Annotated in this window: 19 protein-coding genes and 1 pseudogene; 7 read left to right on the forward strand and 13 right to left on the reverse strand. The window is 72.3% G+C overall.

Translation table 11 applies throughout. The features are described 5' to 3' along the window. Window positions 1-2: 2 nt before the first annotated feature. Window positions 3-356 (forward strand): SdpI family protein, encoded by a 354-nt coding sequence (locus FGG90_RS08275; RefSeq protein WP_094128170.1) that lies wholly within the window; start codon window positions 3-5, stop codon window positions 354-356. A gap of 45 nt (window positions 357-401) precedes the next feature. Here the strand turns inward: FGG90_RS08275 and FGG90_RS08280 are convergent, their stop codons facing one another. Beyond that, window positions 402-836, reverse strand: coding sequence for a hypothetical protein (locus FGG90_RS08280; protein WP_094128168.1), 435 nt, complete (start codon window positions 834-836; stop codon window positions 402-404). A 280-nt stretch (window positions 837-1,116) separates the two neighbouring features. Here FGG90_RS08280 and FGG90_RS08285 point away from each other — a divergent pair. Continuing rightward, window positions 1,117-1,333, forward strand: a pseudogene (locus FGG90_RS08285) (aldehyde dehydrogenase (NADP(+))); the annotation flags it as partial. A gap of 78 nt (window positions 1,334-1,411) precedes the next feature. On the opposite strand, the gene FGG90_RS08290 reads toward FGG90_RS08285, so the two are convergent. The 5 genes from FGG90_RS08290 to FGG90_RS08310 all read right to left on the reverse strand — a co-directional run bounded on the left by FGG90_RS08290 (window position 1,412) and on the right by FGG90_RS08310 (window position 7,656). Continuing rightward, a complete protein-coding gene (locus tag FGG90_RS08290; protein WP_133065144.1) occupies window positions 1,412-1,843 on the reverse strand; it encodes a hypothetical protein in 432 nt (143 codons plus the stop codon). A 139-nt stretch (window positions 1,844-1,982) separates the two neighbouring features. After that, window positions 1,983-3,935 (reverse strand): thioredoxin domain-containing protein, encoded by a 1,953-nt coding sequence (locus FGG90_RS08295; RefSeq protein ID WP_094128165.1) that lies wholly within the window; start codon window positions 3,933-3,935, stop codon window positions 1,983-1,985. 61 nt (window positions 3,936-3,996) lie between these two features. Continuing rightward, window positions 3,997-5,166: a magnesium and cobalt transport protein CorA gene (locus tag FGG90_RS08300; RefSeq protein WP_094128162.1), complete on the reverse strand. Its 1,170-nt coding sequence runs from the start codon at window positions 5,164-5,166 to the stop codon at window positions 3,997-3,999. 58 nt (window positions 5,167-5,224) lie between these two features. Next, a complete protein-coding gene (locus FGG90_RS08305; RefSeq protein ID WP_094128159.1) occupies window positions 5,225-6,067 on the reverse strand; it encodes an aldo/keto reductase in 843 nt (280 codons plus the stop codon). Next, on the reverse strand, window positions 6,064-7,656 hold the full coding sequence (locus tag FGG90_RS08310; RefSeq protein WP_094128156.1) for a long-chain-fatty-acid--CoA ligase: 1,593 nt from the start codon (window positions 7,654-7,656) through the stop codon (window positions 6,064-6,066). The genes FGG90_RS08305 and FGG90_RS08310 overlap by 4 nt, the downstream gene beginning before the upstream one ends. Window positions 7,657-7,794: 138 nt before the next feature. On the opposite strand from FGG90_RS08310, the gene hrpA reads away from it, so the two are divergent. Beyond that, window positions 7,795-11,613 (forward strand): ATP-dependent RNA helicase HrpA, encoded by a 3,819-nt coding sequence (hrpA, locus tag FGG90_RS08315; RefSeq protein ID WP_094128153.1) that lies wholly within the window; start codon window positions 7,795-7,797, stop codon window positions 11,611-11,613. Window positions 11,614-11,733: 120 nt separating this feature from the next. Further along, window positions 11,734-12,900 carry a PP2C family protein-serine/threonine phosphatase gene (locus FGG90_RS08320; protein WP_094128150.1) on the forward strand — a complete coding sequence of 389 codons (1,167 nt, stop codon included), beginning with the start codon at window positions 11,734-11,736 and terminating at the stop codon, window positions 12,898-12,900. Here FGG90_RS08320 and FGG90_RS08325 read toward each other — a convergent pair whose 3' ends face one another. From FGG90_RS08325 to FGG90_RS08340, 4 genes are all read right to left on the reverse strand, one after another. Then, a complete protein-coding gene (locus FGG90_RS08325; RefSeq protein ID WP_094128147.1) occupies window positions 12,901-13,749 on the reverse strand; it encodes a sulfurtransferase in 849 nt (282 codons plus the stop codon). A 28-nt stretch (window positions 13,750-13,777) separates the two neighbouring features. Then, the gene (locus tag FGG90_RS08330; RefSeq protein WP_094128144.1) at window positions 13,778-14,311 is read right to left on the reverse strand and encodes a GNAT family N-acetyltransferase; all 534 of its coding nucleotides are present in this window, start codon (window positions 14,309-14,311) and stop codon (window positions 13,778-13,780) included. A gap of 128 nt (window positions 14,312-14,439) precedes the next feature. Beyond that, entirely contained in the window at window positions 14,440-15,435 is a 996-nt protein-coding gene (locus tag FGG90_RS08335; protein ID WP_012039117.1) for a ribonucleotide-diphosphate reductase subunit beta, read from the reverse strand. Window positions 15,436-15,596: 161 nt separating this feature from the next. Further along, window positions 15,597-18,098, reverse strand: coding sequence for a ribonucleoside-diphosphate reductase subunit alpha (locus FGG90_RS08340; RefSeq protein WP_094128141.1), 2,502 nt, complete (start codon window positions 18,096-18,098; stop codon window positions 15,597-15,599). Window positions 18,099-18,476: 378 nt separating this feature from the next. On the opposite strand from FGG90_RS08340, the gene FGG90_RS08345 reads away from it, so the two are divergent. Both FGG90_RS08345 and FGG90_RS08350 read left to right on the forward strand, forming a co-directional pair. Beyond that, on the forward strand, window positions 18,477-19,688 hold the full coding sequence (locus FGG90_RS08345; RefSeq protein ID WP_094128138.1) for an MFS transporter: 1,212 nt from the start codon (window positions 18,477-18,479) through the stop codon (window positions 19,686-19,688). A gap of 108 nt (window positions 19,689-19,796) precedes the next feature. Beyond that, complete coding sequence (locus FGG90_RS08350) at window positions 19,797-20,270, forward strand: hypothetical protein (protein WP_094128135.1); 474 nt, start codon at window positions 19,797-19,799, stop codon at window positions 20,268-20,270. Window positions 20,271-20,335: 65 nt separating this feature from the next. On the opposite strand, the gene FGG90_RS08355 is transcribed toward FGG90_RS08350, so the two are convergent. Then, window positions 20,336-21,328 (reverse strand): aldo/keto reductase, encoded by a 993-nt coding sequence (locus FGG90_RS08355; RefSeq protein ID WP_094128132.1) that lies wholly within the window; start codon window positions 21,326-21,328, stop codon window positions 20,336-20,338. Between the two features lie 155 nt (window positions 21,329-21,483). On the opposite strand from FGG90_RS08355, the gene FGG90_RS08360 reads away from it, so the two are divergent. After that, window positions 21,484-23,031 (forward strand): S1C family serine protease, encoded by a 1,548-nt coding sequence (locus FGG90_RS08360; RefSeq protein WP_237583266.1) that lies wholly within the window; start codon window positions 21,484-21,486, stop codon window positions 23,029-23,031. 90 nt (window positions 23,032-23,121) lie between these two features. On the opposite strand, the gene FGG90_RS08365 is transcribed toward FGG90_RS08360, so the two are convergent. Then, complete coding sequence (locus FGG90_RS08365) at window positions 23,122-24,042, reverse strand: carbohydrate ABC transporter permease (RefSeq protein ID WP_094128129.1); 921 nt, start codon at window positions 24,040-24,042, stop codon at window positions 23,122-23,124. Then, the gene (locus FGG90_RS08370) at window positions 24,039-24,983 is read right to left on the reverse strand and encodes a carbohydrate ABC transporter permease (RefSeq protein ID WP_094128126.1); all 945 of its coding nucleotides are present in this window, start codon (window positions 24,981-24,983) and stop codon (window positions 24,039-24,041) included. The genes FGG90_RS08365 and FGG90_RS08370 overlap by 4 nt, the downstream gene beginning before the upstream one ends. Window positions 24,984-25,035: the final 52 nt, after the last annotated feature.

Raw genomic sequence — 25,035 nt, forward strand, 5'->3', positions numbered from 1 at the left:
GCATGGGCGCTCCCGCACTGCTCCTCGCCGTCGCGGCGCTGCTCATCCTCGGCACCACGCAGGTCGCCGCGTGGGGCGGCCTCAAGCGCAACGGCTGGATCGGGATCCGCACGCGCCCCCTCATGACGAGCGACGAGGCCTGGCGCGCCGGCCACCGCGCGGCCCTGCCCGCCCTCCGCGGCACCTGCATCCCCGTCGCGATCGGCGGCGTGATCGGCGCGGCCGCGAGCGGCGTGGGGATGAACAGCGTCGCGACCTGGGGCGCGCTGCTGCTCGTCGCGGGGATCGCGTGGGGCACCTTCCGGGCGGGGCGCGCGGCGAGGGCCGTCACCCGGACGCGCGATCCCGGACGCTGAACGGCCCCGCCCACGTGGGACGGGGCCGCCCGGCTCACCTCGGGATCAGCGGTGCCACCAGGAGAAGCCGCCGGTCCTCACGGGGTGGATCTTGTCGAAGGGCGACGTGTACTTGTAGATGGCGTTGACGTCGAGTCCGGGGCAGGGGTCGGTCCCGGTGTCGCTGCGCTGCCCGAACTCCTCGCACGTCATCATGTCGAACCTCTGCTCCGCCGAGGAGCCCTGCCACGCGAGGCCGTAGTACTGGAACATGAACTTGAGCTTCTGGTGGCAGGTGTCAGGGCCGCCCTTGTAGACCTTGACGATGAGGCCCGACCCGATCTCCCCGTCGGACTGCGACGAGTTCCAGGCACCGCACACGCGGTAGTTGGACTGCGCCTGGGCAGCCGGTGCGGGGCCGGCCGCGAGGCCTGCCGAGACGAGGGCGAAGGCGGCGAGGCCGCCGGCGAGGAGGCGCGGGAGGGTGCGGGGGAGCTTCATGGATCATCCGTCCTGTCGGGGAGCCACGGGATCGTGGCTTCCGGAGCATAGGGCCGGGCCGCACCAGACCCGGGGAACGTTCCCCACGAGCTGAGGAGCCTCAACCGGTCGGCGTCACGGTGGCGGCCGACGCGACGCGCGGATCCGACCTCGCCGCGGCCTCACGGGATCCTTCACGTTCGGCGCCGCGCACTTCCGCACGAAGCCCGGCCTGGTGCTCGTGCCCGCGGAGGGCGCCCTCGAGCGCGCGCTGCCGACGCTCGTGCCCGGCAGATCAGCGCGCATGCTCACCGACGGCATCGACCGGAGTCGCCGTCACGTCGGCGCAGCACCACGGCGGCCCATGGCCCGCCACCACCTCGCAGCACACGTCCGTCGGCGTGACCGCGCTGCGCCGGTTCCAGCGCCCGATCGCGTACCAGGACGCCCCCGAGGCGCTGCTGCCGCCGGCGCTCCGAGACGGGTGGACGGATCCGCGGCGCGTCGACGGCGTGCTGCGCGCACGACCGCCTCAGACGGACGTGCGGCCCCGCCCAGAGGGACGGGGCCGCACGGCGTCCGGGAGTGCGTCCGGCTCAGGACCTCCAATACGAGAATCCGGGGCTCGTGACACGGTGGACCTGGTCGTACACCGAGCTGTACTGGTAGATGGCGTTCTGCGTGAGTCCGTAGCAGGGGTCGCCCATGTATCCGATGCGCCCCGCGAATTCCTCGCACGTCATGAGGCGCGTCGAGTACTGGACGGAGGATCCCTGGTAGGCCTCGCCGTAGTGGTCGTACATGTACTCGAGCTTCTGGTCGCACGTGAACGAGCCGTTCTTGTAGACCTTGACGACGAGGCCCGTGCCGAGCCCGCCGGACACCGCCGAGTTCCACGCGGCGCAGATGCGCACGTTCGACTGCGCTTCGGCGGCGGGAGCGGGACCTGCGGCGACGATGGCGAGGACGAGACCGGCGGCGGCGGACGCGCCGACGAGGAGGCGCGTGAGCTGTCGGGTGGGGCGCATGGAGTGCTCCTTCGGGCGGGGGATCGCGCACGGGATCCCGCGGCCGACGGAGGCTAACGGTTCCTCTCCCCGGCGCTCGCGGTTCCTCCCCGGGCACGCGAGGCGCGACATGGGACGGAGCGTCCGCACGACGACGACCTCAGGGGACCGCGACCAGCTGGTCGCTGAGCGCGTCCGCCGTCGTCGCCGGGAGGCGGCACGAGAACGCGCGGCAGACGTAGGCCGTCCCCGTGCATCCCGCCTCCCGGTCGGCGAGCAGCTCGAAGCCCGCGTCGGCCCACGCGCGCGCGGCCGTCTCCGTGACGACGATCGAGACGTCGGGCGGGCGGATGCGGCCGCGCGCGATCAGGGCGAGCGACTCGGCGGCGTCGGAGTCCGCGTCCGGCACGACCACGACCAGCTGCCGCGCCGCCGCGTCCATCGCCGCCGCCTGCTCGAGCGCGCCGCCGAACGCGATCGGCCGCGTCGCCCCTCCGGCCGCCACCGTCGCGAGCGCGGCGCGCGCGGCCCGGTCGTAGCGCGGATCCGCCGTCAGCTGCCCGAGCACGCGCGCCGCCGAGGCCGCCGCCGTGAGGCCCGACGGGTACGCGCCCTCGGACGGGTCGCTCGCGAGGTCGAGCCCGAAGCCGGCGAGCACCGGATCCGCGCCCGTGGGCACCCGGAACCCGGCCGCGCCCGGCTGCGCGCCCGCCGAGGCGATGCCCGCGGCATCCGCGCCACCAGCAGCGCCCGCAGCGCCCGCATCCGCCCCCGCGATCAGCGCGTCCACGATCCCCCGCGCCCGCACCGCGTACGCGACCTCGCCCGTCGCCAGCGCGAGCGCGAGGAGCCCGTCGGCGAGCATCCCGTGGTCCTCGAGGGTCGCGACCGCGGGCGAGACCCGGCCGTCGATCGACGCCCGCACGAGCGACCCGTCGGCGCGCACGTGCTCGGCGAGCAGCATGTCGGCGGCGGCGCGGGCGGCGTCGATCCACGCCACGCGACCGAACGCGCGCCCCGCCCGGGCGAGCGCGCCGATCGCGAGCCCGTTCCAGCCCGTGAGCACCTTCCCGTCGACCGCGGGCGGATCCTCGGCCGCGCGCCCCGCGGCGTCCAGCGCGTAGTACCCGCCCTCCACGCGGCGCCCGCCGACCGTGCTCTCCGAGTCCTGCGCGGACGCGAACCCGCCCGACGCGCGCCGCAGCGTCCCCGTGAGGAACGCGACGATCCCCGCGGCGACGTCCTCGTCGCCCGCCCGCGCGTACGCGTCGAGCAGCAGCGCGTTGTCGTAGAGCATCCGCTCGTAGTGCGGCTCGGACCAGTCGCGGCGCGTGGAGTAGCGGAAGAAGCCGCCCTCGACCGGGTCGCGCAGGTCGGATCCGGCCATCGCGTCGAGGGTGCGGCGCACGAGCGCGCGCGTCGCCTCCGCCCGCGGCGGCGCGAGCACGCCGGACTCGGCGAGCGTGTCGAGCAGCAGCACGACGGGCGCGACGGGGAACTTGGGCGCGGATCCGAACCCGCCGTGCTCGGCGTCCTCGAAGCCCGCGAGCTCGGCGGCCACGCGGTCGAGGGCGGCGGCGTCGGGCAGCGGGGAGGCGGCGGATCCGCGCGCCGAGGCCTCGCGGATCGCCGCGCTCAGCTGCCCCGCGCCCTGCTCGACCTGGTCGCGGCGCGTGGTCCACGCGTCGGCGACGGCATCGAGCACCTGCCGGAACGACGGGTGCCCGGCGCGCGGCTCGGGCGGCGAGTACGTGCCCGCGTGGAACGTGCGGCCCTCGGGCGTCGTGAACACGTTGAGCGGCCAGCCGAGCTGGTCGGTGAAGGCGCCGGCCGCGGTGATCAGGGCCGCGTCCACCTCCGGGTGCTCCTCGCGGTCGACCTTGATCGCGACGAACCCGTCGTTGAGCCGCGACGCGAGCGCGGGATCCGAGAACGTCTCGCGCGCCATGACGTGGCACCAGTGGCAGGTCGAGTAGCCGACCGAGACGAGCACCGGCACGTCGCGGCGACGGGCCTCGGCGAACGCCTCCTCGCCCCACGGCCGCCAGTCGACCGGGTTGTCCGCGTGGCTGAGGAGGTACGGGCTGACGGCGTCGGCGAGGCGGTTGGGCATGCGTCCACGCTACGCGCGGGGCGCGCGACGGGACCAGGCGGACGAGACCAGGCGGACGGGGTCAGATCCAGTCGCGCTTGCGGAAGATGCCGTAGAGCACGCCGCTCACGCCGAGCATGAGCACGATCGAGAACGGGTAGCCCCAGTCCCAGTGCAGCTCCGGCATGATGTCGAAGTTCATGCCGTAGACGCTCGAGACGAGCGTGGGCGCGAAGAGGATGGCCGCCCAGCCGGAGATCTTGCGGGTCTCCACGCTCTGCCGGTTGCTCGACTCGCTGAGCTCGCGCATCTCCTCGTTCTGGCGCTGGCCGACGAGCGTCGAGTTCACCGTGAGGATGTCGCGGAGCAGCACGCGGAACTCCTCCACGCGCTCGTTCACGACGATGACGTGGTCGGCCACGTCGCGGAGCGCCTGCTGGAGGTCCTCGCTCACCTCGTACTTGCCGGATCCCGCCTGCAGCTGCTGCAGCATGCCGCCGAGCGGACGCACCGCGCGCTGGAAGTCGATGACCTCGCGGCTGAGCTCGTAGATGCGGCGGGACACGGCCGGGTCCCCGTCGAACACCTGGTCCTCGATCTCGTCGATGTCGTTGGCGAGGCCCGTGACGACGGGCGCGTACCCGTCGACGACCGCGTCGAGGATCGCGTACAGCACCGACTGCGGCCCGTGCGAGAGGAGCTCGGGCCGCTCCTGCATGCGCGTGCGGATGGCCGAGAGGTCGGGCGACTCGGCGTGCCGCACGGTGATGACGAAGTTGCGGCCGAGGAACACGTGCAGCTCGCCGAACTCCACCTCCTCGCGGTCGTCCACGTAGCGGGCCGCGCGCAGCACGGTGAAGAGGGTGGAGCTGTAGCGCTCGGTCTTGGGGCGCTGGTGGGCCTGCACCGCGTCCTCCACCGCCAGCTCGTGCAGGTCGAACTCCTCGGCGAGCGCCTGCAGCTCCTCGACGGTGGGGCGATAGAGGCCGATCCACGCCATGGCCTCGGGCCGCTCGTCGAGCTCGCGGAAGGTGTCGGCGAGCGTGGCGGGCGAGGCGACGCGGCAGCCGTCCACGTACACGCCGTTGTCGACGAGGCTGGGGCGGCGCCCGCCCGCCTGCTCCGTCGGATGCTCCCGTTCCGACCGCGCCCGCGACGCCCCGCCCGCGTGCCCGCCGCCGAGGGGCGCGACGCCCCGGGAGACCACGGACTTGAGGCGCGTGCGGATGCGGTGCTGGGACATGAGCCACACCGTACCCGGCGGACATGTCGCCTCCGCGCCGCCCGAGGGCGTCTGGGGAGCGGCCGGGTCAGACCACCTGGTCGGGGTGGCTGCCGACGCGTCCGGCGGTCTCGAGCGCGGTGATCCCGGCCATCTCGTCGTCGGTCAGCGCGAAGTCGAACACGTCCGCGTTCTCGACGAGCCGCGCGCGGCGCGTCGTCTTCGGGAAGACGACCGTGCCGCGCTGCACGTGCCAGCGGAGCACGACCTGCGCGTCCGTCCTCCCGTGCGCACGGGCGGCGTCGCGCACGACGTCCGCGTCGGCGACGGCCCCGCGCGCGAGCGGGCTCCACGCCTGCACCGTGATCCCGTGCTCGGCCAGATACGCGGTGGTCTCCCGCTGCTGGTGCCGCGGGTGCAGCTCGATCTGGTCGACCGCGGGCGCGGGCAGGCCGGCCGCATCCAGCGCCTCGAGGTGCGGCACGAGGAAGTTGGAGACGCCGATCGAGCGGGTCAGCCCCTCCTCGCGCGCGGCGGCGAGCGCCTCCCACGTCTCGACGTAGAGGCCGCGCTCGGCCGCCGGCCAGTGGATGAGGTGCAGGTCGACCGCGGGCAGGCCGAGCCGGTCGAGGCTCCGGCGGATCGCGTCGCGGGCGCGCGCGCGTCCGTGGTCGTCGTTCCAGACCTTGGTGGTGACGAACAGCTGGTCGCGCGGGATGCCGGACGCGCGGATCGCGCGCCCGACGCCCTCCTCGTTGCCGTACATGGCGGCGGTGTCGATGTGCCGGTAGCCGACCTCGAGGGCCTCGGCGACGATCCGCTCGGCGTCGGCGTCCGACACCTTGTAGGTGCCCACGCCGAACTGCGGGATGGGGACGCCGTCGCCCATCGGCACCGACGGGATGGGCGTGCGGATGACGTCGTCGCTCACGCGCCGAACCGCTCGACGAGCTCGCGCTTCAGCACCTTCCCGCTGGGCCCGAGCGGCAGCGCGTCCACGATCTCCACGCGTCGAGGGTACTTGTACGAGGCGATGCGCTCGCGGAGGAACGCGATGACCTCGTCCGGATCCACCTCGGCGTCGGCGCGCACCACGATCGCCGCCGCCACCTCCTGGCCGTGCAGCTCGTGCGCGACGCCGAAGACCGCGCACTGCGCCACGCCGGGATGCCGGGCGAGCACCTCCTCGACCTCGCGCGGGTACACGTTGTAGCCGTTGCGCAGGATCATGTCCTTCGTCCGGTCGACCACGCGGATGTAGCCCTCGTCGTCGATCGTGCCGAGGTCGCCCGTGCGGAACCAGCCGTCCACGATCGCGCGGGCGGTGTCCTCCGGGCGGTGCAGGTAGCCGTTCATGAGGTTGTGGCCGCGGATCACGATCTCGCCCAGCACGTCGCGCTCGAGCAGCTCCACCCGGTCCTCGTGCTCGGGGTCGGCGATCTCGATCTGCACTCCCCAGATGGCCTTGCCCACCGTGCCGGGGCGGGCCGTGACCCCCACGTGGTTGAACGAGGCCACGGGCGAGGTCTCCGTGAGGCCGTAGCCCTCGTGGATCTCGGCGTCGAACGCCTCCCGGAACGCCTCGATGACGGCCACCGGGAGCGCGGCGCCGCCCGAGATGGCGTAGCGCAGGTGCGGCCGGGCCGGGTTCCGCCCGGCGGCGGCCAGCAGCGCGAAGTACATGGTCGGCACGCCCATGAACACCTGCGTGTCGTGCTCGACCATGAGCGCGAGCGCGGCGTCGCCGTCGAAGCGCGGCACCATCACGATCGTCGCCCCCGCCCGGAACGACGCGTTCATGGTGCAGGTCTGGCCGAAGGTGTGGAACAGCGGGAGGCAGCCGAGGATCCGGTCGCCCGCGCGCAGGTCGAAGGTGTCGAGCAGCAGCACGTCGACCTGCATCACGAGCGCGAGGTGGCAGCCCTCGGCGCCCTTGGGCTGGCCGGTGGTGCCGGACGTGTAGAGGATCGTCGCGGTGTCGGACGGACGGCGCGGCACGTAGGTGCGGACGGGCGTCGCGGCCTGCGCGAGCTCCTCCAGCCGGTCGGGTCCGCCCTCGGTCGCGGCGGGCACGAGGACGCTGATCACGGGCACCTCGGCGAGCGCCGCGCCCTTCCCGCCCTGCTCGAGCAGCGGGCCGGCGCAGACCAGCAGCGCGGATCCGGAGTCGCGCAGCACGTACGCGATCTCCTCGCTCTTCAGGAGCGCGTGCACGGGCACGACGACCCCGCCGAGCGCGAGCACCGCGTAGTACACGCGCGGGAAGTCGGCGACGTTCGGGATGAGCATCGCGACGCGCGTGCCCTCGCCCACGCCGCGGTCACGGAGGGCGCCCGCGTACGCGCGGGTCTCGTCCCACAGCTGGCGGTAGGTGGTGGAGACGTCGCCGACGACCACGGCCACCCGGTCGGCGTGGCGGTCGGCCGACTCGGCGAGGATCGCGGCGACCGAGACCGAGGCGAACCCGGTGCCCGCCTGCTCGCGGTCGTGCTCGGGCAGGAGGGGCGTGTCGGAGGTCATGGGCGGATCCCGTCGGTCGTCGTCGACTCGGGAGGCGGTGCCGCCCGCGCGCCGGTGAGGCCGGCGCCTTCTCCCGAACATATCCACCGCGACCCCCGCCGGGGAGGGTCGACGGCCCGCGGATAGACTGACCCCAGCATGGAATTCAGCATCGCGTACCCGCCGGAGCTCCCCGTCAGCCGGATGCGCGACGAGATCGCCGACGCCATCCGCGACAACCAGGTCGTCATCGTGGCGGGCGCCACGGGCTCGGGCAAGACCACGCAGCTGCCGAAGATCTGCCTCGAGCTCGGCCGCGAGAGCATCGGCCACACGCAGCCCCGCAGGCTCGCCGCGCGCACCATCTCGGAGCGCATCGCGGAGGAGCTCGGCGGCGAGGTCGGCCAGCTCGTCGGCTACCAGGTGCGCTTCACCGACAAGGTCTCCGCCGACACCCGCATCAAGCTGATGACCGACGGCATCCTCCTGAACGAGCTGCAGCGCGACCGGCTGCTCAGGAAGTACGACACGATCATCATCGACGAGGCCCACGAGCGCAGCCTCAACATCGACTTCCTGCTCGGCTACCTCAAGCAGCTGCTGCCGCGCCGGCCCGACCTCAAGCTCATCATCACGTCGGCGACCATCGACCCGCAGAGCTTCTCGCGGCACTTCGGCGACGCGCCCATCGTCGAGGTCTCGGGGCGCACGTACCCGGTGGAGATCCGCTACCGGCCGCTCGTCGCGGAGGCCGCGGTCGCGGGCGAGGACGACGACCTCGCCGACGCCCCGATGGAGCGCCCGGCCGACGACCGCGACTACCTCGAGGGCATCAACGCCGCGCTCGACGAGCTGGCCGCCGAGTCCTCGGGCGACGTGCTCGTGTTCCTCAGCGGCGAGAACGAGATCCGCGACGCCGAGGACGCGATCCGCAGCCGGAACCTCCCGCACACCGAGGTGCTGCCGCTCTACGGCCGGCTCTCCTCCGCCGACCAGCACCGCGTCTTCCAGCCGTCGACGCAGGCGGGCGTGCGCCGCCGCATCGTGCTCGCCACCAACGTCGCCGAGACGAGCCTCACGGTGCCCGGCATCAAGTACGTGATCGACGCCGGCACCGCGCGCATCTCCCGGTACTCCGTGCGCTCCAAGGTGCAGCGGCTCCCCATCGAGGCCGTCTCGCAGGCGTCGGCCAACCAGCGCTCGGGCCGCTCCGGCCGCACGAGCGACGGCATCGCGATCCGCCTCTACTCGGAGGAGGACTTCCTCCGCCGACCCGAGTTCACCGAGCCCGAGATCCTCCGCACGAACCTCGCGGCCGTGATCCTGCAGATGGTGTCGCTCGGCCTCGGCGACATCGCCGCGTTCCCGTTCCTCCAGCCGCCGGACTCCCGCGGCATCAAGGACGGCGTCGACCTGCTCACGGAGCTCGGCGCGGTCGTCCGCTCCCCCGACGGCACGCCGGCGCTCACCAAGGTGGGCCGCGACCTGTCGCGCCTGCCCATCGACCCGCGGTTCGCGCGCATGGTCGTCGAGTCGCGCAAGCACGGCGTGAGCCGCGAGGTCATGATCATCGTGGCCGGCCTCACCATCCAGGACGTCCGCGAGCGCCCGCTCGAGAAGCGCCCGCAGGCCGACCAGCAGCACGCGCGATTCGTGGATCCGTCGAGCGACTTCATCACCCTCCTCAACCTCTGGAACCACCTGGAGGAGAAGGAGGCCGAGCTCTCCTCGAGCGCGTTCCGCCGCATGTGCAAGGCGGAGTTCCTCAACTACGTGCGGGTGCGCGAGTGGAAGGACGTGTTCCGGCAGCTGCGCCAGCTCGCCCGCCCGCTCGACCTCCAGATGAACGAGCCGAAGGCCGACCCGGACGGGATCCACAAGTCGCTCCTCGCGGGCCTCCTCTCCCACATCGGGCTGAAGGACGCGCAGAAGAAGGACTACGTGGGCGCCCGGCAGGCCCGGTTCGTGGTGTTCCCCGGATCCGCGCTCGCGAAGAAGCAGCCCGACGCGATCATGAGCGCCGAGCTCGTGGAGACCAGCCGCCTGTTCGCGCGCACCAACGCGGCCATCGACCCGGCGTGGGCCGAGCCCATCGCGGGCGGGCTCGTCAAGCGCACCCACAGCGAGCCGCACTGGGAGAAGAAGCAGGGCGCGACCGTGGCGTGGGAGCGGGTGACGCTGTACGGCGTGCCGATCGTGCTCAAGCGCCGCGTGCAGTTCTCCCGCATCGACCCCGCGTACGCGCGCGAGCTCTTCATCCGGCACGCGCTCGTCGAGGGCGACTGGGAGTCGCAGCAGGCGTTCGACCGCGCCAACCGGAAGCTCCGCGAGGAGCTCGCGGAGGTGGAGGAGCGCACGCGCCGCCGCGACATCCTCAACGACGACGAGGCCGTCTTCGAGTTCTACGACAAGCGCATCCCGCGCGACGTCGCCTCCACGCGCGCCTTCGAGGGCTGGTGGAAGAAGCAGCGCCAGGAGACGCCCGAGCTCCTCACCATGACCGCCGAGGAGCTCCTCGCGGAGGACGCGGTGGACGTCGACGAGGCCGCCTTCCCGCCCACCTGGCAGCAGGGCGACCAGCGCCTCTCCCTCACCTACCGCTTCGAGCCGGGCGCGCCCGACGACGGCGTGACCGTGCAGGTGCCGCTCGCGCTCCTCGCGCGCCTCAGCCCCGCCGGGTTCGACTGGCAGGTGCCCGGCATGCGGCACGACCTCGTCACCGCGATGATCAAGGCGCTGCCCAAGGCGCTCCGGAAGAACGTGGTGCCGGCGGCCGACTGGGCCGCGCGCCTCATCGAGGGGCTGCCCGACCCGGATCCGCAGCACCCCGTGGCCTTCACCACCACCATCGCGGGGCTCATCATGCGGAAGGCGCACGTGCGCGTCGCGGACGACGACTTCGACCTCGACCGGATCCCCGCGCACCTGCGCATGGCGTTCCGCGTGGTCGACGAGCGGGGCCGCGAGGTGGCCGCAGGACGCGACCTCACGGAGCTGCAGGCGCGGCTCTCCAGCCGCGCGCGCGACAGCGTGGCCCGCGCCACCGCCCGCCCGGTCGAGCGCGTCGCCGGGGCATCCGGACCCGCGACGCGCGGCATGGAGCGCACCGGCCTCACCACGTGGGACCTCGACGAGCTGCCCCGCTTCGTCGACACCGCGCAGGGCGGCACGGGCGACAGCCGGCACGTCATCCGCGCCTACCCCGCGCTCGTCGACGAGGGATCCACCGTCGCGATCCGCCTCATGGCGACCGCCGAGGACCAGGCGCGCGCGATGCCCGGCGGCGTCCGGCGCCTGCTCGTGCTCGCCATCGCGAACCCCTCGGCCTACGTGAAGCAGCACCTCACGAGCCAGGAGAAGCTGATGCTCGCGACGAGCCCGTACCCGAACGTGCAGGCGCTCTTCGACGACTGCCTGCTCGCCTGCATCGACCAGGTCCTCGAGCGCGTGGCCCCCGGCGGCGCGATCTACTCCAAGGAGCTGTTCGAGACGGCGCGCGACCGCGTCTCGGGCGTCGTCATGGACTCCATGTTCGACACCGTGGCGCTCGTCAACCGGATCCTCACGGGGTACCGCGACGCCGAGCGCGCCATCAAGCAGGCCACGAGCATGCAGCTCATCGGCGCCCTCACCGACGCGCGCGAGCAGCTCGCGGGCCTCGTGCACCCCGGCTTCGTCTCGGCGACCGGGCTCGCGCGGCTGCAGCGCCTGCCCGCCTACCTCTCCGGCCTCACCCACCGCGTGCAGCGCCTCCCCGACCAGCCCGCGCGCGACCGCGCCTGGATGACCGAGGTGCAGAAGGCGACCGACCTCTACCGCGAGGCCGGCGGCGTCATCCCGTCCGCGCCGCACGCCCCCGAGTCGCTCGTGCACGCCCGCTGGATGCTGGAGGAGCTGCGCCTCAGCCTCTTCGCCCAGCACCTGCCGACGGCCGAGCCGGTCTCGCTGCAGCGGATCCGCAAGGTGCTCGCGGGCTGAGGCGGCGCGTCCGTTTCCCCACGCGCGTAGACTCTGGGCATCCCGCACGACCGGCCGGACAGGCGGCGTGCGCGATGCGCGGATCGGGGGATCCACGGTCGACGGCACAGGGGGGACCGCATGGACACCGACCTCCGGGAGCGCCAGCGGCTCGAGTCGCTGGAGGCGCTGCACATCTTCGGCACGGCTCCCGAGACGCGCTTCGACCGCATCACGGTGATGATCGCCGAGTTCTACCGCGTGCCGATGGCGGCCGTCGGCATGGTCGGCGCCGACGCCATCTGGATGAAGTCGGCCACCGGTCTGCCCAGCCCGCGCTGGGCCCGGAACGGCACGTTCACCGAGGCGGCCCTCGACGCGGACGGCATGCTCGTCGTCGAGGACGCCCTGCTCGACCCGCGCCTCGCCTCCTCGCCCAGCGTCACGGGTCCGCTCGGCATCCGCTTCTACGCGGCGCAGCAGCTGCGCGCGCCCGACGGCAACGTGGTCGGCGTCTTCCTCATCGCCGACACCGTGCCGCGCTCCTTCGGCCCGACCGACCGCGCCCGCCTGTCCCTCATCGGCGACTTCTTCTCCGAGGAGCTCGCCCGCGAGACCGACAGCCACCGCGCCGCGGAGGTCGCCCGCGCGCTCTCGCCGCGGCCGGCCCCGCACCTCGACGGCTACGAGGTCGCGGGCACGAGCATCCCCGCGCAGACGGTCGGCGGCGACGTGCACGACTGGTTCCTCGAGGGCGGCGACCTCCGCCTGACGCTCGCCGACGTGATGGGCAAGGGCGTGGGCGCCGCGATCCTCGCCGCGGGCGTCCGCGCGACCATCCGCCTGGCGGCCCGCACGGACGGCGTCCGCAGCACGATGGTGCGCACCGCCACCGCGCTCGTCGACGACCTGGCGTCCGCGGGATCCTTCAGCACGCTCTTCCACGCCCGGCTGGAGCTCACGACGGGCATCCTCACCTACGTCGACGCCGGGCACGGCCTCACCCTCGTGATCCGCGCGGACGGCAGCACCGTGCGCCTGCGCGGCCGCCATCTGCCGCTCGGGCTCGAGGCGCCGGATGCGTGGCAGGAGGAGTCGATCCGGCTGGAACCCGGCGACACCCTCCTCGTCTTCAGCGACGGCCTCCTCGACTTCTTCGACGACGAGGTGGCCGCCCAGGCGTACCTGGCGGAGTTCCTGCGGCTCCACGGCTCGCCGCGCCGGTTCATCGACGCGCTCAACGCGCGCACGCCGGTCAGCCAGGCCGACGACTGCACGATCATCGCCGTGCAGCGCCTGCCCCTCTGATCAGCGGTCCCCGTCCGGCGCGGCGCCCGTCGCGGCCGGCAGCTCCGGGCGGTTGGCCCAGGCGGACCAGGATCCCGGGTACAGCGCCGCGTCGATCCCCGCGATCCGGAGCGCCGCCACCTCGAGGGCCGCGCTGACGCCCGATCCGCAGTACACCGCGACCTCGCCCGCGTCGGGCACGCCGAGCCCGGCGTACCGCGCGCGCAGCTCCTCCGGCCGCCGGAACGCGCCGTCGGCGGCGAGGGCGTCCGAGGAGGGTGCGCTGCGGGCACCGGGGATGTGGCCGGCGCGCGGATCCCACGGCTCGACCTCCCCGCGGTACCGCTCCCCCGCGCGCGCGTCGAGCAGGACGCCGTCGTGCGCGACGCGCGCGGCGCCCGCCTCGTCGACCACCGCGAGGAGCCCGCTCGTGAGCGTGACGTCGCCGGGCGTCGGCGCCACCGGGCCGGTCGCGAGCGGCAGGCCGGCCGCGATCCAGGCGGGCAGCGCGCCGTCGAGGATCCGGACGTCCGCGATCCCGGCGTCGCGCAGCACCCACCACGCGCGCGCCGCCGCGATGCTGCCACCGCCGTCGTACGCGACGACGACGTCGCCCATCCGGATGCCCCAGCCCCGAGCCGCCTCCTGCAGCGCCGCGGCGTCGGGCAGCGGATGCCGCCCCTCCTCGGGCGAGCCGTGGCGCGACAGCTCTGTGTCGAGGTCCACGTAGACGGCCCCGGGGACGTGGCCGGCCTCGTGCAGCGGCCGGCCGGGAGGACCGCCGAGCGACCAGCGCACGTCGAGCACGCGCACGTCGTCGCGGGTGCGCAGGGCATGGTCGAGCTCGGTCGGCGTGATGAGGATGTCCATCACCCCATCCTCCCCGCGTCGGCCGCCGTCAGCCCAGCGGCTTCTCGAAGCAGACGGAGTTCGTGACCGGGATGTACGGCGGGTACACGTCGATGGGCAGCCATCCCGCGGTCGCGTAGAGCTGGATCGCGTCGGGCTGCCGGTCGCCCGTCTGCAGGATCAGCCGTCGCGCGCCGCGCTCCTGCGCCACGCGCTCCAGCTCCGCCATGAGCACGCGGGAGAGGCCGGTGCCGCGGTGCGCGGGATCCACGACGACCTTCTTCAGCTCGAGCTCGTCGCCGAGGTGCCGGATGACGCCGTGCGCGGCCGCGTCCCGGTCGTCCCCGTCGAGGACGAGCAGCACGATCGCCTCCACGTCGGCCGGGTCGAACGCGAACGCCACCGCGGCCTTCGCGGGCCAGTCGGGGTCGTCGGCGTGCCGCCCCTCGTACCGCACGTCCATCTCGGCCTCCATGGCGGCACGGATCCGCGCCCCGCGCGGGTCGTCCCAGCCGACCACCTCGGTGCGGTACGCCCGCCCGTCGCGCGCGACGTGCCGGGGCCCGGGCTCCTGCTCGGTCATGCTCCCTCTCCCTGTCCGTCCCGGCCGGTGCCGGCGCGGGCATGACGACGCCCGCACCGGCATCCGGGAGGATGCGCGGCGCGGGCGGCGTCGGGTCGTGCGATGCGGCGCGGGCGCGCCGGTCGGTCCTACTTGGCGCCGACGGTGGCCGACGCGTTCGACTCGTACGACGTGTTCGTCGACTCGAAGAAGTTGACGAGCTGCAGCGTGTCGTTCGCCGTCGCCATCCACTTCGCCGGGTTGGAGACCTTGTACTCGGCCTCGAAGCCGAGCTCCTCCAGGCGGCGGTCGGCCAGGTACTTCACGTACTGGTTGATGTAGTTCGCGTTGAGGCCGAGGATGCCGTTCGGCAGGAGGTCGCGGTTGTACTGCTCCTCCATCTCGACGGCGTCGAGGATCATCTGCTTGATCTCGGCGGCGAACTCCTCCGTCTGCAGGTCGGGGTTCTCCTCGAGCACCGTGAGGATGAGGTTGATCCCGAACTTGAGGTGCAGCGACTCGTCGCGCACGATCCAGTCCATGAGCGAGCCGAAGTTGCGCAGCAGGTTCCGCTGGCGGAACGACAGCGACACCATGAAGCCCGAGTAGAACCAGATGCCCTCGAGGATCACGTTGTACGCGACGAGGTTCCGGACGAAGTCCTTCTTGCCCTCGGTGGTGGTGATGTCGAGGGTCTGCTCGGTCATGCGCTTGATGAACTTGACCTCGAACTCCTCCTTGCGGGCCATCGACGGGATGTCGACGTGGGAGTTGTACGCGGCCTCGCGGTCGATCGGGAACGTCTCCAGGACGTACTCGAACGACATGCAGTGGTTCGCCTCCTCCCACATCTGCTTCGCCAGGTAGAGGTGGCACTCCGGCGCGTTGATGTAGGGGTAGACGCCGAAGGCGAGCGCCTTGTTCACGAGGAGCTCGTTCGGGTTGAAGTAGCTCATGAGGAACGTGATCGCGTGGCGCTCCTCGTCCGTCATCTTCTTGAAGTCCGCGATGTCCTCGCCGAGCTGGATCTCGTTGGGGAACCACGTGTTGGCGACGGCCTGGTCGTACAGGTCCATGGCCCACTGGTAGTTGACGGGCTTGAGGAGGAGGCCCTCCTGGATTCCCGTGCCGAGGATCTTCGACATGTGCTTCTTCTCTCCGAATGCGTCGTGCGGGGTGATGCGGTGGGGCGGCCGTGCGGCCGGGAGGGCTCTAGGAGCGGCGCCTGCCTACTGGCAGGAGTCGCACTGGAGCTCGTCCATGGGGTCCATGGGGACGACGTAGTCGCCGAACGTGTCGTCGTTCATCAGCGTGCACCTCCCACTCCGCCGAAGCCGAAGCCCTTGCGGGGCGCGGGAGCGGACTGCGGGGCCGGGGCCTCCGCGGTCGCGGTGGACGCGGGGGCCGATGCGGGCGCGGCCGCGGGAGCGCCGCCACCGAATCCGCCGAAGCCCTTGCGCTTGGTGCCGTCGGCGTCCTGCGACTTGTCGACCTTGACGGTCGACTGCTCGGCCGTGTGACGCGGCTTCATGTGCAGGTAGTACGTGGTCTTGACCCCGCGCTCCCAGCCGGCGAAGTAGATGTCCATCATGTCGCCGAGGTCGCGCGTCTCGAGGTACATGTTGCGGCTGATGGCCTGGTCGATCCACTTCTGCGCGCGCGCCGCGACCTCGAGGAACGCGTACGGCGAGAGCTGGAAGCTCGTGCGGTACGTGGCCTTGACCGAGTCCGGGATCGCCGCGATGTTCTGGATGTCGCCCTGGCTGCGGAGGATGCTCTCGCGCACCGTCTCCCAGAGGCCGAGCTCCTGCAGGTCCTTCACCAGGTTCCGGTTGACCTCGAGGAACTTGCCCGAGGAGGTGGAGCGGCTGAAGATCTGCGAGAACTGCGGGTCGAGGCCGGGCGTGGTGCCGGCGACGAGGCCGATGGACGCGGTGGGCGCGATCGCCATGAGCGTCGCGTTGCGCATGCCGCCCTTGACCTTGGCGCGCAGCGCGTCCCAGTCGAGGCGCGTGGTGCGGTTCACCTTGACGGGCACGCCGCGGTCGGCCTCCATCAGCGCGATCGAGTCGAGCGGCACGAGGCCCTCCGACCAGCGCGAGCCCTCGAAGTTCGGGTACGCGCCGCGCTCCTTCGCGAGGTCCGCCGACTCGTCGATGGCCGCGTAGGAGACGTGCTCCATGATCTCGTCGATCAGGTCGTACGACTCCTCGGACTCGTACGAGAAGCCGAGCTTCTCGACGACGTCGGTGAAGCCCATGACGCCGAGGCCCACCGCGCGGTTCTGCTGGTTGGAGAAGTCCGCCTCCTTCACGCTGGAGCGCGTGATGTCGATGAGGTTGTCGAGCTGGCGCACCGCGAGGCGGGCGCTCTGCTCGATCTTCGCGAAGTCGATCTTCCCGTCGGAGAAGTGCTGCGACAGGTTGATGGACGCCAGGTTGCAGACGGAGACGTTGTCCTCGTCCTGCGGCAGCGTGATCTCGGTGCAGAGGTTCGAGAGGTGGATCGTGCCCGTGTTGTTGTTGAGGGCGCGGTTGTTGATCGTGTCCTTCCAGGTCAGCCACGGGTGGCTGGTGGTCTGGAGCGAGATGAGGATCGACTTGAACTGCTCGCGCGCCTTGATTCGCTTGAACATCCGGATGCGCCCGGCCTCAGCCTCGCCGACGTAGAACGCGTAGCGCTCCGAGAACGCCTTGCCGTACAGCTCGTTGAGGTCGGAGACCTCCAGCGGGTCGAAGAGGTACCAGTCCTCGTCGTTCTGGACGCGCTTCATGAACTCGTCGCTGATCCACACGGCCGTGTTGGCGGTGCGGGTGCGGCGGTACGGGTCGCCCGAGTTCTGGCGGAGGTCGAGGAACTCGGGGAAGTCGAGGTGCCAGTTCTCCATGTAGAAGCACAGGGCGCCGAACTTCTTGCCGCCGCGGCTGACGGCCCGGAGCACCGAGTCGATGGTGTGCATGAACGGGATCGGGCCCGTGGAGGTGGTGTTGTTCGAGCGGATGGGCGAGCCCTGCGCGCGCAGCTTCGAGACGGAGAGGCCGATGCCACCCGTGCCCTTGGTGAGCCACATGACGTCGCGCGTGGTCTTCGCGATGTGCTCGATGTCGTCCTGCATCTCCATGACGAAGCAGTTCGCGAGCTGCGGGTAGATGGTGCCCGCGTTGACGAGGGTGGAGCCGGCCGCGAGGTACTCGAGCTTCGACATCTTCTCGTAGAAGGCGATGGCCGTCTCGGTGGGGTTCTGCTCGTTGAGCGTGAGGCCCATCGCGATGCGCATCCAGAAGTACTGGGGCACCTCGAGGGCGTCGCCGTTGCGGCCCTTGATGCCGTAGCGGTTGTTCAGCGTGACGACGCCGATGTACTTGAGCAGCTCGTCGTGCGCGGGCTCGAGGGCCTGGGCGAGGCGCTCCAGGTCGAACAGCTGCACCAGGCGGGAGTCGAGGAGCATCTCGTCGACGCCGCGCTGGATGTTGCGGGCGAAGTGCTCCGCGTGGAGGCGCTTGAGCTCCTCGGGCGACGAGTAGTCGCCGAGGACGCGCTTGTAGATGGTCTTGAGGAGGAGGCGCGCGGCGACGGTGTCGAACGCCGGGTCGTCCTTGACGTTCTGGAGCGCGACCTGGATGACGGCCTCATCCAGCTGCTGCGTGGTGATCCCGTCGAAGAGGGTGATCTCCAGCTCGGACGCGATCTGCGTGACCCAGCCGATGTTCTCGTCGAGGCCCTGCGTGGCATCCTCGATCGCCAGGTTGATGCGGTTCGCGTCGTACGGCTCCCGCGTGCCGTCGCGCTTCACTACGGTGATGGACACTCTGCTCCTCGTCGTCTTCGTCGTCCGCCCTGATCGGCTGCGGACCGTCCTGCTGTCGGCGGCGACGCGGTGCGGGTCGTGCCCGCCGCGCCATGTGCCTCACCAGCCCTGGTCCTCACCAGGGGAAATGCTCGGCGGGCCCTCATCCGCCCGGCTCCAGGGAGCCAAGGCGGCGGGGTGTCCCGCGGTCCCATCACTATATATGCGGGCCCCCGGCCGAGCCCAACCCCATATGTAGTGGGCGTGTCGTCCACAGGTGTGGACAACTCCGCGGACTTGTCCACAGGTTCCACAGGCTACGGAGCGCCGCCGACATCCCTGTCCGGTGGCGCCCGGGGCTGCGGGCGGATGCCTGCCGGACGGTAGGATCTGACCCTCGTGAGCACGTACGGAAGCCTCCTCAAGACCCGCGGCGTGGGCCGGATCATCGCCGCCCAGCTCGTGGCGCGCTTCCCCGGCGGCATGCTCTCGCTCGCGTTCCTCATGCACGTCGAGCGGATCCACGACTCGTACGGCGCCGCCGGCCTCGTGCTCGCCGCGACGAGCATCGGCCAGGCCGTGGCCGGCCCCCTCACCAGCAGGTGGATGGGCGTCTGGGGCATGAGGCCCGTCCTCATCCTCACGTCCCTCGTGTGCACCGTGGCCGTCGTCGCGGTCGCGCTCGGCGACGCGGGCACCTCGGTGCCGGTCTTCATGGTGCTCGGCCTCGTCGCCGGCCTCGCCAACCCGCCCGTGCAGCCCGCCGTCCGCACCATCTACCCGAAGATGGTCAACTCCAAGCAGCTCACGCCCCTGTTCTCGCTCGACGCCTCGGCGCAGGAGATCATCTGGGTGCTCGGGCCCGTCATCGCGACGTTCCTCGCCATCCAGGTCGACACGAGCGCGGGGATCCTCGTCGCGGCCGCCTTCCTCGTCGGCGGCGGCGCGTGGTTCATCTCCTCCCCCGAGCTCGGCCGGGTGCGCATCCCGCGCAGCAAGCGCCGCTTCGGCGTCGTGCTCGGGCGTCCTCCTGTGCTGCTCAGCACGGTGGTCGGCTTCCTGCTCATCGCCGCGTGCTCGGCCATCGAGGCCGGCGTCGTGGCGGTGTACGGGCACGGCGGGCCGGAGGCCGGCTTCGTCCTCGCGATCTTCGCGGTCGGCTCGCTCATCGGCGGCCTGTCGCTCGGGCACATCCCCATCAGCCCGTGGGCCATGGCCCGACGCCTCACGATCATCCTGGTCGGCACGGCCCTCGCCGCCGTCTGGATGCAGTTCGCCTGGCTCTCCGTGTTCCTCTTCCTCGCGGGCGTCGGCATCGCGCCGGCACTCGCGGTGCTGTTCGCCGTCGTCTCCTCGTCGGTGCGGTTCAGCGACACCGCCGAGGCGTACGGCTGGGTCGGCACCGGCCAGCTGATCGGGGCCGCGCTCGGCTCGGCGGCCGCCGGCTTCGTGATCGACGCGCAGGGGGCCCAGGGCGCCTTCGTCGTGGCGGCTGTGCTGCTCGCAGCGGGCACCGCGATCGCGGCCGTCTTCCACCGGCACAGCCCCGATCTGCGGGGGCGCGATGCCGGCCCCATCCCGGACACGGAGCCGGTCGCCATCGTCACCTGACGCGCCGCTCCCCTTCCGCACGACAGGCCCGGCCGCACGCCGCGGGCCGCGCCCCAAAGTTCCCGCCCCCGCGGAAAACGACGTCGTCCGGCTGGATAGTGTGAGGGCATGACCTCTCAGCAGACCCCTCTGACCACGCGACGCCTGCGGGCCGGGATCGCCGGGCTGGGGCTCGTCCTCGGCCTGACGCTCGCCGGCTGCAGCTCGCCTGCCGCCGACGACGCCGCGACGCCCACGCCCTCCGCCTCCGCGAGCGCATCCGCCGAGGCCGCGACGCCCACGCCCGACGCGAGCGCCGACGCCGGTTCCGGTGACGCCGCCGCGACCGGATCCCGCGAGGCCATCGCCGCGAAGACCCGCGACATCGCCTGCGGCCTCAAGGACAAGTCGACGCTCGAGGAGTCCGACGTCCAGGCGTTCCGCGACCTCGGCACCGAGATCTCCGCCTCGCCTGAGAGCGGCGCCGCCGCGGCCGGCCAGCAGATCACGGCCCTCGCCGACCAGATCGCGCCCGGCGTCGGACAGCCCATCAGCGCCGACCTGAAGACGCAGATGTCGAGCGCCTGCGACTCGCTCCAGTAGGTCCCGCACGCCAGACGGCCCCGACCCGCGCAGAGCGGGTCGGGGCCGTCGTACGTCCGGCGCGACTACCAGCGGGGGTGCACGGCCTCGCGGAAGTACCGGTCGTAGACGTCGGCGACCTGACGCTCGAACACCTCACCGAGCGCGGGGGCGTCGCCGGCGCGGGCGTTGGCCTGCGCCTGCTCCGCGTTGCGCGCGCCGGGGATCACCGTGGAGACGCCCTCGCGCTGCACGATCCAGGCCAGCGCGACCTGCGCCGGCGTGAGGTCGGGCGCGGCCTCGTGGGCGGCGGAGGCGAACTCGCGCGCCGCGGCGACGCCCTGCTCGTAGTCGACGCCGGAGAAGGTCTCGCCGACGTCGAACGCCTCGCCCTTCCGGTTGAAGTTCCGGTGGTCGGTCTCGGCGAAGGTCGTGTCCGCCGAGTAGCGGCCGCTGAGGAGGCCCGAGGCGAGCGGGACGCGCGCGATGATGCCGACGCCCGCCTCCACAGCGGCGGGCAGCACGCGGTCGAGCGGCTTGAGGCGGAACGCGTTGAGGATGATCTGCACGCTCGCGACGCCGGGGCGGGCGATGGCGAGGAGGGCCTCGTCGGTCGTCTCGACGCTGACGCCGTAGGACGCGATCGCGCCGTCGGCGACGAGCTCGTCGAGGGCGTCGTAGACGCGGTCGCTCGAGAAGACGGGCGTGGGCGGGCAGTGCAGCTGGACGAGGTCGAGCGTGTCGACCCCGAGGTTGCGGCGCGAGCGGTCGGTCCACTCGCGGAAGCGGTCGAGGGTGAAGTTCGCGGGGTCCTGCGCGTCGCGGCGGCCCATCTTCGTGGCGACCGTGACGCCCGAGTCCGGGTGCGCGCGGAGCCAGGATCCGATGATCGTCTCGCTGCGGCCGTCGCCGTAGACGTCGGCCGTGTCGAAGAAGGTGATGCCCGCGTCGGCCGCCGCGTCGAGCACGGCGAGCGCGTCGTCCTCGGCGACGTCACCCCAGTCCCCGCCGAGCTGCCAGGTCCCGAGTCCGATGACCGAGACGTTCCGATGGGTCCTGCCGAGGCTTCTCTGCTCCATGCGTCGAGCCTACGCGCGGGGCGGGCGGCGATCGGCGGGCGGCGGCGGCTCGGATCCATGGCCGACGCTCGTGCTCGTCATGGGGTGCTCATAGGGACGGGCGGTGTGATCTCCTCATCGCCCCCATCGGGCCACCCCAGACACGAAGGACCGTCATGAACGAGACACCGCAGGAGCCGACCGGACGCCCGGACGAGGCCCCGGCCGGCGACGCCGGCACGACCACCCCCGCGCCCTCCGCCGACGCGACTCCCACACCCTCCGTCACGCCCGACTCCGACGCGACCCCCACCGCCGCCACCGCGCCTCGCGCCGACGTGACTCCCACCGCCGCCGCCGGCACCTGGGCCGCCCCGAGCGGCCCCGCCGTCGGAGGCCCCGCCGCCCCGACCGCCGCCTACGCCACCGCGTCGCCGTCCGTCGGCCACGGCGCCCCCGCCGGATCGCCCTGGCCCGCTCCCGCCACCGACGCGTTCGGCCGGCCCGTGCACGTGGACGGCGCGGGCCACCCGGTCCCGCAGAAGCGCATGGGCCGCGGCCTCCGCACGGGCCTCATCGCCGGCGCATCCGCCCTCGCCCTCCTCCTCGCCTTCGGCAGCGGCACCGCGGTCGGCTTCATGGCCGACCTCGGGCGCCACTCCTCCGCGGCGGGCGAGTCGCGCGTCCAGGACCCCGGCTCCTTCGTCCCCGGCCAGGGCCACGGCCGAGGCATGGGCGGCACCGGGCAGGGCTCCGGCGACGGGTCCGGCACGCAGCGCGGCTCGGGATCCGGCACCGGCACCTCGGCGACCTCCCCCGAGGCCTCGGCCGAGCAGATCGCCGGGGTCGTCACCGTCGACTCCGCCCTCACCTACGAGAACGCGGCGGGGGCCGGCACGGGCATCATCTTGTCCTCCGACGGCACCATCCTCACCAACAACCACGTCGTCAGCGGCGCCACGAGCATCCGCGTCACGGTGGAGTCCACCGGCAAGGCGTACGTCGGGAAGGTCGTCGGCACCGACGCCACGAACGACGTCGCGGTGCTCAAGCTCGAGGGCGCGTCGGGCCTCACCCCGGCGAAGATCGACACGGACGGCGTCCAGGTCGGCGAGGCCGTCACCGGCGTCGGCAACGCCGGCGGCACGGGCACGCTCACGGCGGCGTCGGGCTCGGTCACGGCGCTCGGCCAGTCGGTCACGACGCAGTCCGAGGGCACGGCGGCGGGCGAGACGCTCACCGACCTGATCCAGACGGACGCGCCCATCGTCTCCGGCGACTCCGGCGGCCCCCTCCAGGACGCGGACGGCGAGGTCGTCGGCATCGACACGGCCGCCTCGAGCGGATCCGCCGACATCACGGGCTTCGCCATCCCGATCGACCGCGCGATGTCCATCGCGAAGCAGATCGAGAGCGGCGTCGAGTCCGGCACCGTGAAGATCGGCTACCCCGCCTTCCTCGGCGTCCTGCTCGCGAACCAGCCGGGCGCCGTCGCGGGCGCGCCGCTCTCCGGCGTCGTCGACGGCTCCGGCGCGGCGAAGGCCGGGCTCGCCCAGGGCGACGTCGTCACCTCGGTCGACGGCAAGCCCGTCGCCTCCGCATCCGAGCTCAGCACCGCGGTCTCCGGCCACAAGCCGGGCGACCGCGTGAAGCTCGGCTGGACCACCGCGGCCGGCGCGCAGAAGACGGCCGAGGTCACCCTCACGGAGGGCCCCGTCAGCTGACCGACGCACCCCACCACCACGACGGCCCGTCCCGCATCGCGCGGGGCGGGCCGTCGTCGTGCGCCGGGCGTCAGCTCCGCGGAGCGCGGGTCACTGCCCGCCGAACCCGGTCGTCGAGATGCCCTTGATGATCTGCCGCTGGAAGAACAGGAACACCACGATGAGCGGCAGCGCGGCGAGCACGGCCGAGGCCATGTTCTGCGCGTACTGGATCCCGTAGGCGCTCTTCACCGTCTGCAGCCCGACCGGCAGGGTCATGAGGCTCGAGTCGTTGGTCGCGATGAACGGCCAGAGGAAGTTGTTCCACGCGCCGATGAAGATGAAGATCGCCACCGCCGACAGGATGGGGCGCGACAGCGGCATCACGATCTGCAGGAACACGCGCACGCGCCCGGCGCCGTCCACGCGCGCCGCGTCCTCGAGCTCGATGGGGATCTGGTCGAAGAACGCCTTCAGGATGAAGACCATGGCGGGGTGCACGAGCTGCGGCAGGATCACCGCCCAGAGGGTGTCGATGAGGTCGAACGAGAGCATCTGGTAGAAGAGCGGGACGATCAGGATCTGCGGCGGCACGATGATCGCCGCCACGATCGCCCCCATCAGCACCTTGCGCCCGCGGAAGTCGATGCGGCTGAGCGCGTAGCCGGCGAGCGCGGAGAACACGACGGCCACCACCGTGATCACGCTGCTCGTGAGGAGGCTGTTCCAGGTCCACAGCGGGATGGTCCCGCCGTTCAGCACCGAGGCGTAGGCGTCGAGCGTGAAGCCGCCCGCCGGGAAGAGCGTCACGGGGAAGGCGGCCGCGTCGGTCTCGGACTTGAACGACGTGAGCACCGCCCAGAGGAACGGCAGCAGCCAGGCGGCCGCGAGCACGATCAGGATCAGGAGGGCCGCGATGCGGGAGGGCGCGAACCGCGGCGTCCCCGTGCGCCCGGCGCGCGCGGCGGAGGTGACGGACGGCTTGCGGGCGAGCGTGCCGGCGGAGAAGGCGGGTCGGGTGGCGGTGGTCATGGCTTCCTCCGGGTGGCGGTGAGCTGCACGATCGAGATGACCACGATCAGGGCGAAGAAGATGTACGAGATGGCGGCCGAGTAGCCGAAGCGGAAGCCGGTGAACCCGGTCTCGAAGACGTACTGGACGATGGGCCGGGTCGCGCCGCCGGGGCCGCCCGCGGTCATCTGGTAGATCTGGTCGAAGACCTTGAGCGACGCGAGCACCTGCAGGATCGCGAGGAGCGCGGTCGTCGGCGCCAGCTGCGGGATCGTGATGGAGAACAGCTGCCGCCACCTCCCGGCGCCGTCGAGGGCCGCGGCCTCGTACTGCTGGTCGGGGATGTTCTGCAGCGCCGCCAGGTAGATGAGGAAGTTGAACCCGACGGTCCACCACACGGTGGTGATCACGACGCTCGCCATCGCCAGCGACGAGTCCTGCAGCCAGGCCGGTTGCGGGAGGCCGAGCGACCCGGCGATCGCGTTCACGACGCCGAGCTGCGGGTTGTACATCCACAGCCAGAAGAGCGACACCACGGTGGAGGCCAGCAGGAACGGCAGGAAGAACGACAGCCGCCACAGCCACTGGCCCGGCAGCCCGAGGTTCACGAGCAGCGCGAGGACCAGGCCGACCACGAGGAGGGGCACGGTGCTCGCGACCGTGAACACCACGGTGTTGCCGAGCGAGCGCCACATCTGGGAGTCGCCGAACGCCTCCGCGTAGTTGGCGAACCCGATGAAACCGCCGTTCGCGCCTGTCAGGCTCTGGCCCGTGAGGCTCTGGTAGAAGCCGTAGAGCACGGGCCACACGAGGAAGAGCAGGAAGGTGACGAGGAAGGGGGCGATGAAGAGCATCCCCTGCATCTGCTCCTTCGCGCGCGGACGGGGACGGCCGGCGGCGGGGCTCGGGGAGGCGGGACCGGTCGCGGGCGCGACCGGGGCGGGTGGTGCTGCTGTCGTCACGAGAGGACTCCTTCGTCGTTTCGCTGGGAGGATGCGCCGGGCCGCGGAGGCG

Origin of the sequence: Clavibacter michiganensis subsp. tessellarius, assembly GCF_021922985.1 — a bacterium.
Classification (GTDB): Bacteria; Actinomycetota; Actinomycetes; order Actinomycetales; family Microbacteriaceae; genus Clavibacter; species Clavibacter tessellarius.

Coding starts and splice junctions, on each gene's coding strand:
- FGG90_RS08275 (WP_094128170.1), top strand. CDS start 3: ATGGGCGCTCCCGCACTGCTCCTCGCCGTCGCGGCGCTGCTCATCCTC.
- FGG90_RS08280 (WP_094128168.1), bottom strand. CDS start 836: ATGAAGCTCCCCCGCACCCTCCCGCGCCTCCTCGCCGGCGGCCTCGCC.
- FGG90_RS08290 (WP_133065144.1), bottom strand. CDS start 1,843: ATGCGCCCCACCCGACAGCTCACGCGCCTCCTCGTCGGCGCGTCCGCC.
- FGG90_RS08295 (WP_094128165.1), bottom strand. CDS start 3,935: ATGCCCAACCGCCTCGCCGACGCCGTCAGCCCGTACCTCCTCAGCCAC.
- FGG90_RS08310 (WP_094128156.1), bottom strand. CDS start 7,656: ATGACCTCCGACACGCCCCTCCTGCCCGAGCACGACCGCGAGCAGGCG.
- hrpA (WP_094128153.1), top strand. CDS start 7,795: ATGGAATTCAGCATCGCGTACCCGCCGGAGCTCCCCGTCAGCCGGATG.
- FGG90_RS08320 (WP_094128150.1), top strand. CDS start 11,734: ATGGACACCGACCTCCGGGAGCGCCAGCGGCTCGAGTCGCTGGAGGCG.
- FGG90_RS08325 (WP_094128147.1), bottom strand. CDS start 13,749: ATGGACATCCTCATCACGCCGACCGAGCTCGACCATGCCCTGCGCACC.
- FGG90_RS08330 (WP_094128144.1), bottom strand. CDS start 14,311: ATGACCGAGCAGGAGCCCGGGCCCCGGCACGTCGCGCGCGACGGGCGG.
- FGG90_RS08335 (WP_012039117.1), bottom strand. CDS start 15,435: ATGTCGAAGATCCTCGGCACGGGAATCCAGGAGGGCCTCCTCCTCAAG.
- FGG90_RS08350 (WP_094128135.1), top strand. CDS start 19,797: ATGACCTCTCAGCAGACCCCTCTGACCACGCGACGCCTGCGGGCCGGG.
- FGG90_RS08355 (WP_094128132.1), bottom strand. CDS start 21,328: ATGGAGCAGAGAAGCCTCGGCAGGACCCATCGGAACGTCTCGGTCATC.
- FGG90_RS08360 (WP_237583266.1), top strand. CDS start 21,484: ATGAACGAGACACCGCAGGAGCCGACCGGACGCCCGGACGAGGCCCCG.
- FGG90_RS08365 (WP_094128129.1), bottom strand. CDS start 24,042: ATGACCACCGCCACCCGACCCGCCTTCTCCGCCGGCACGCTCGCCCGC.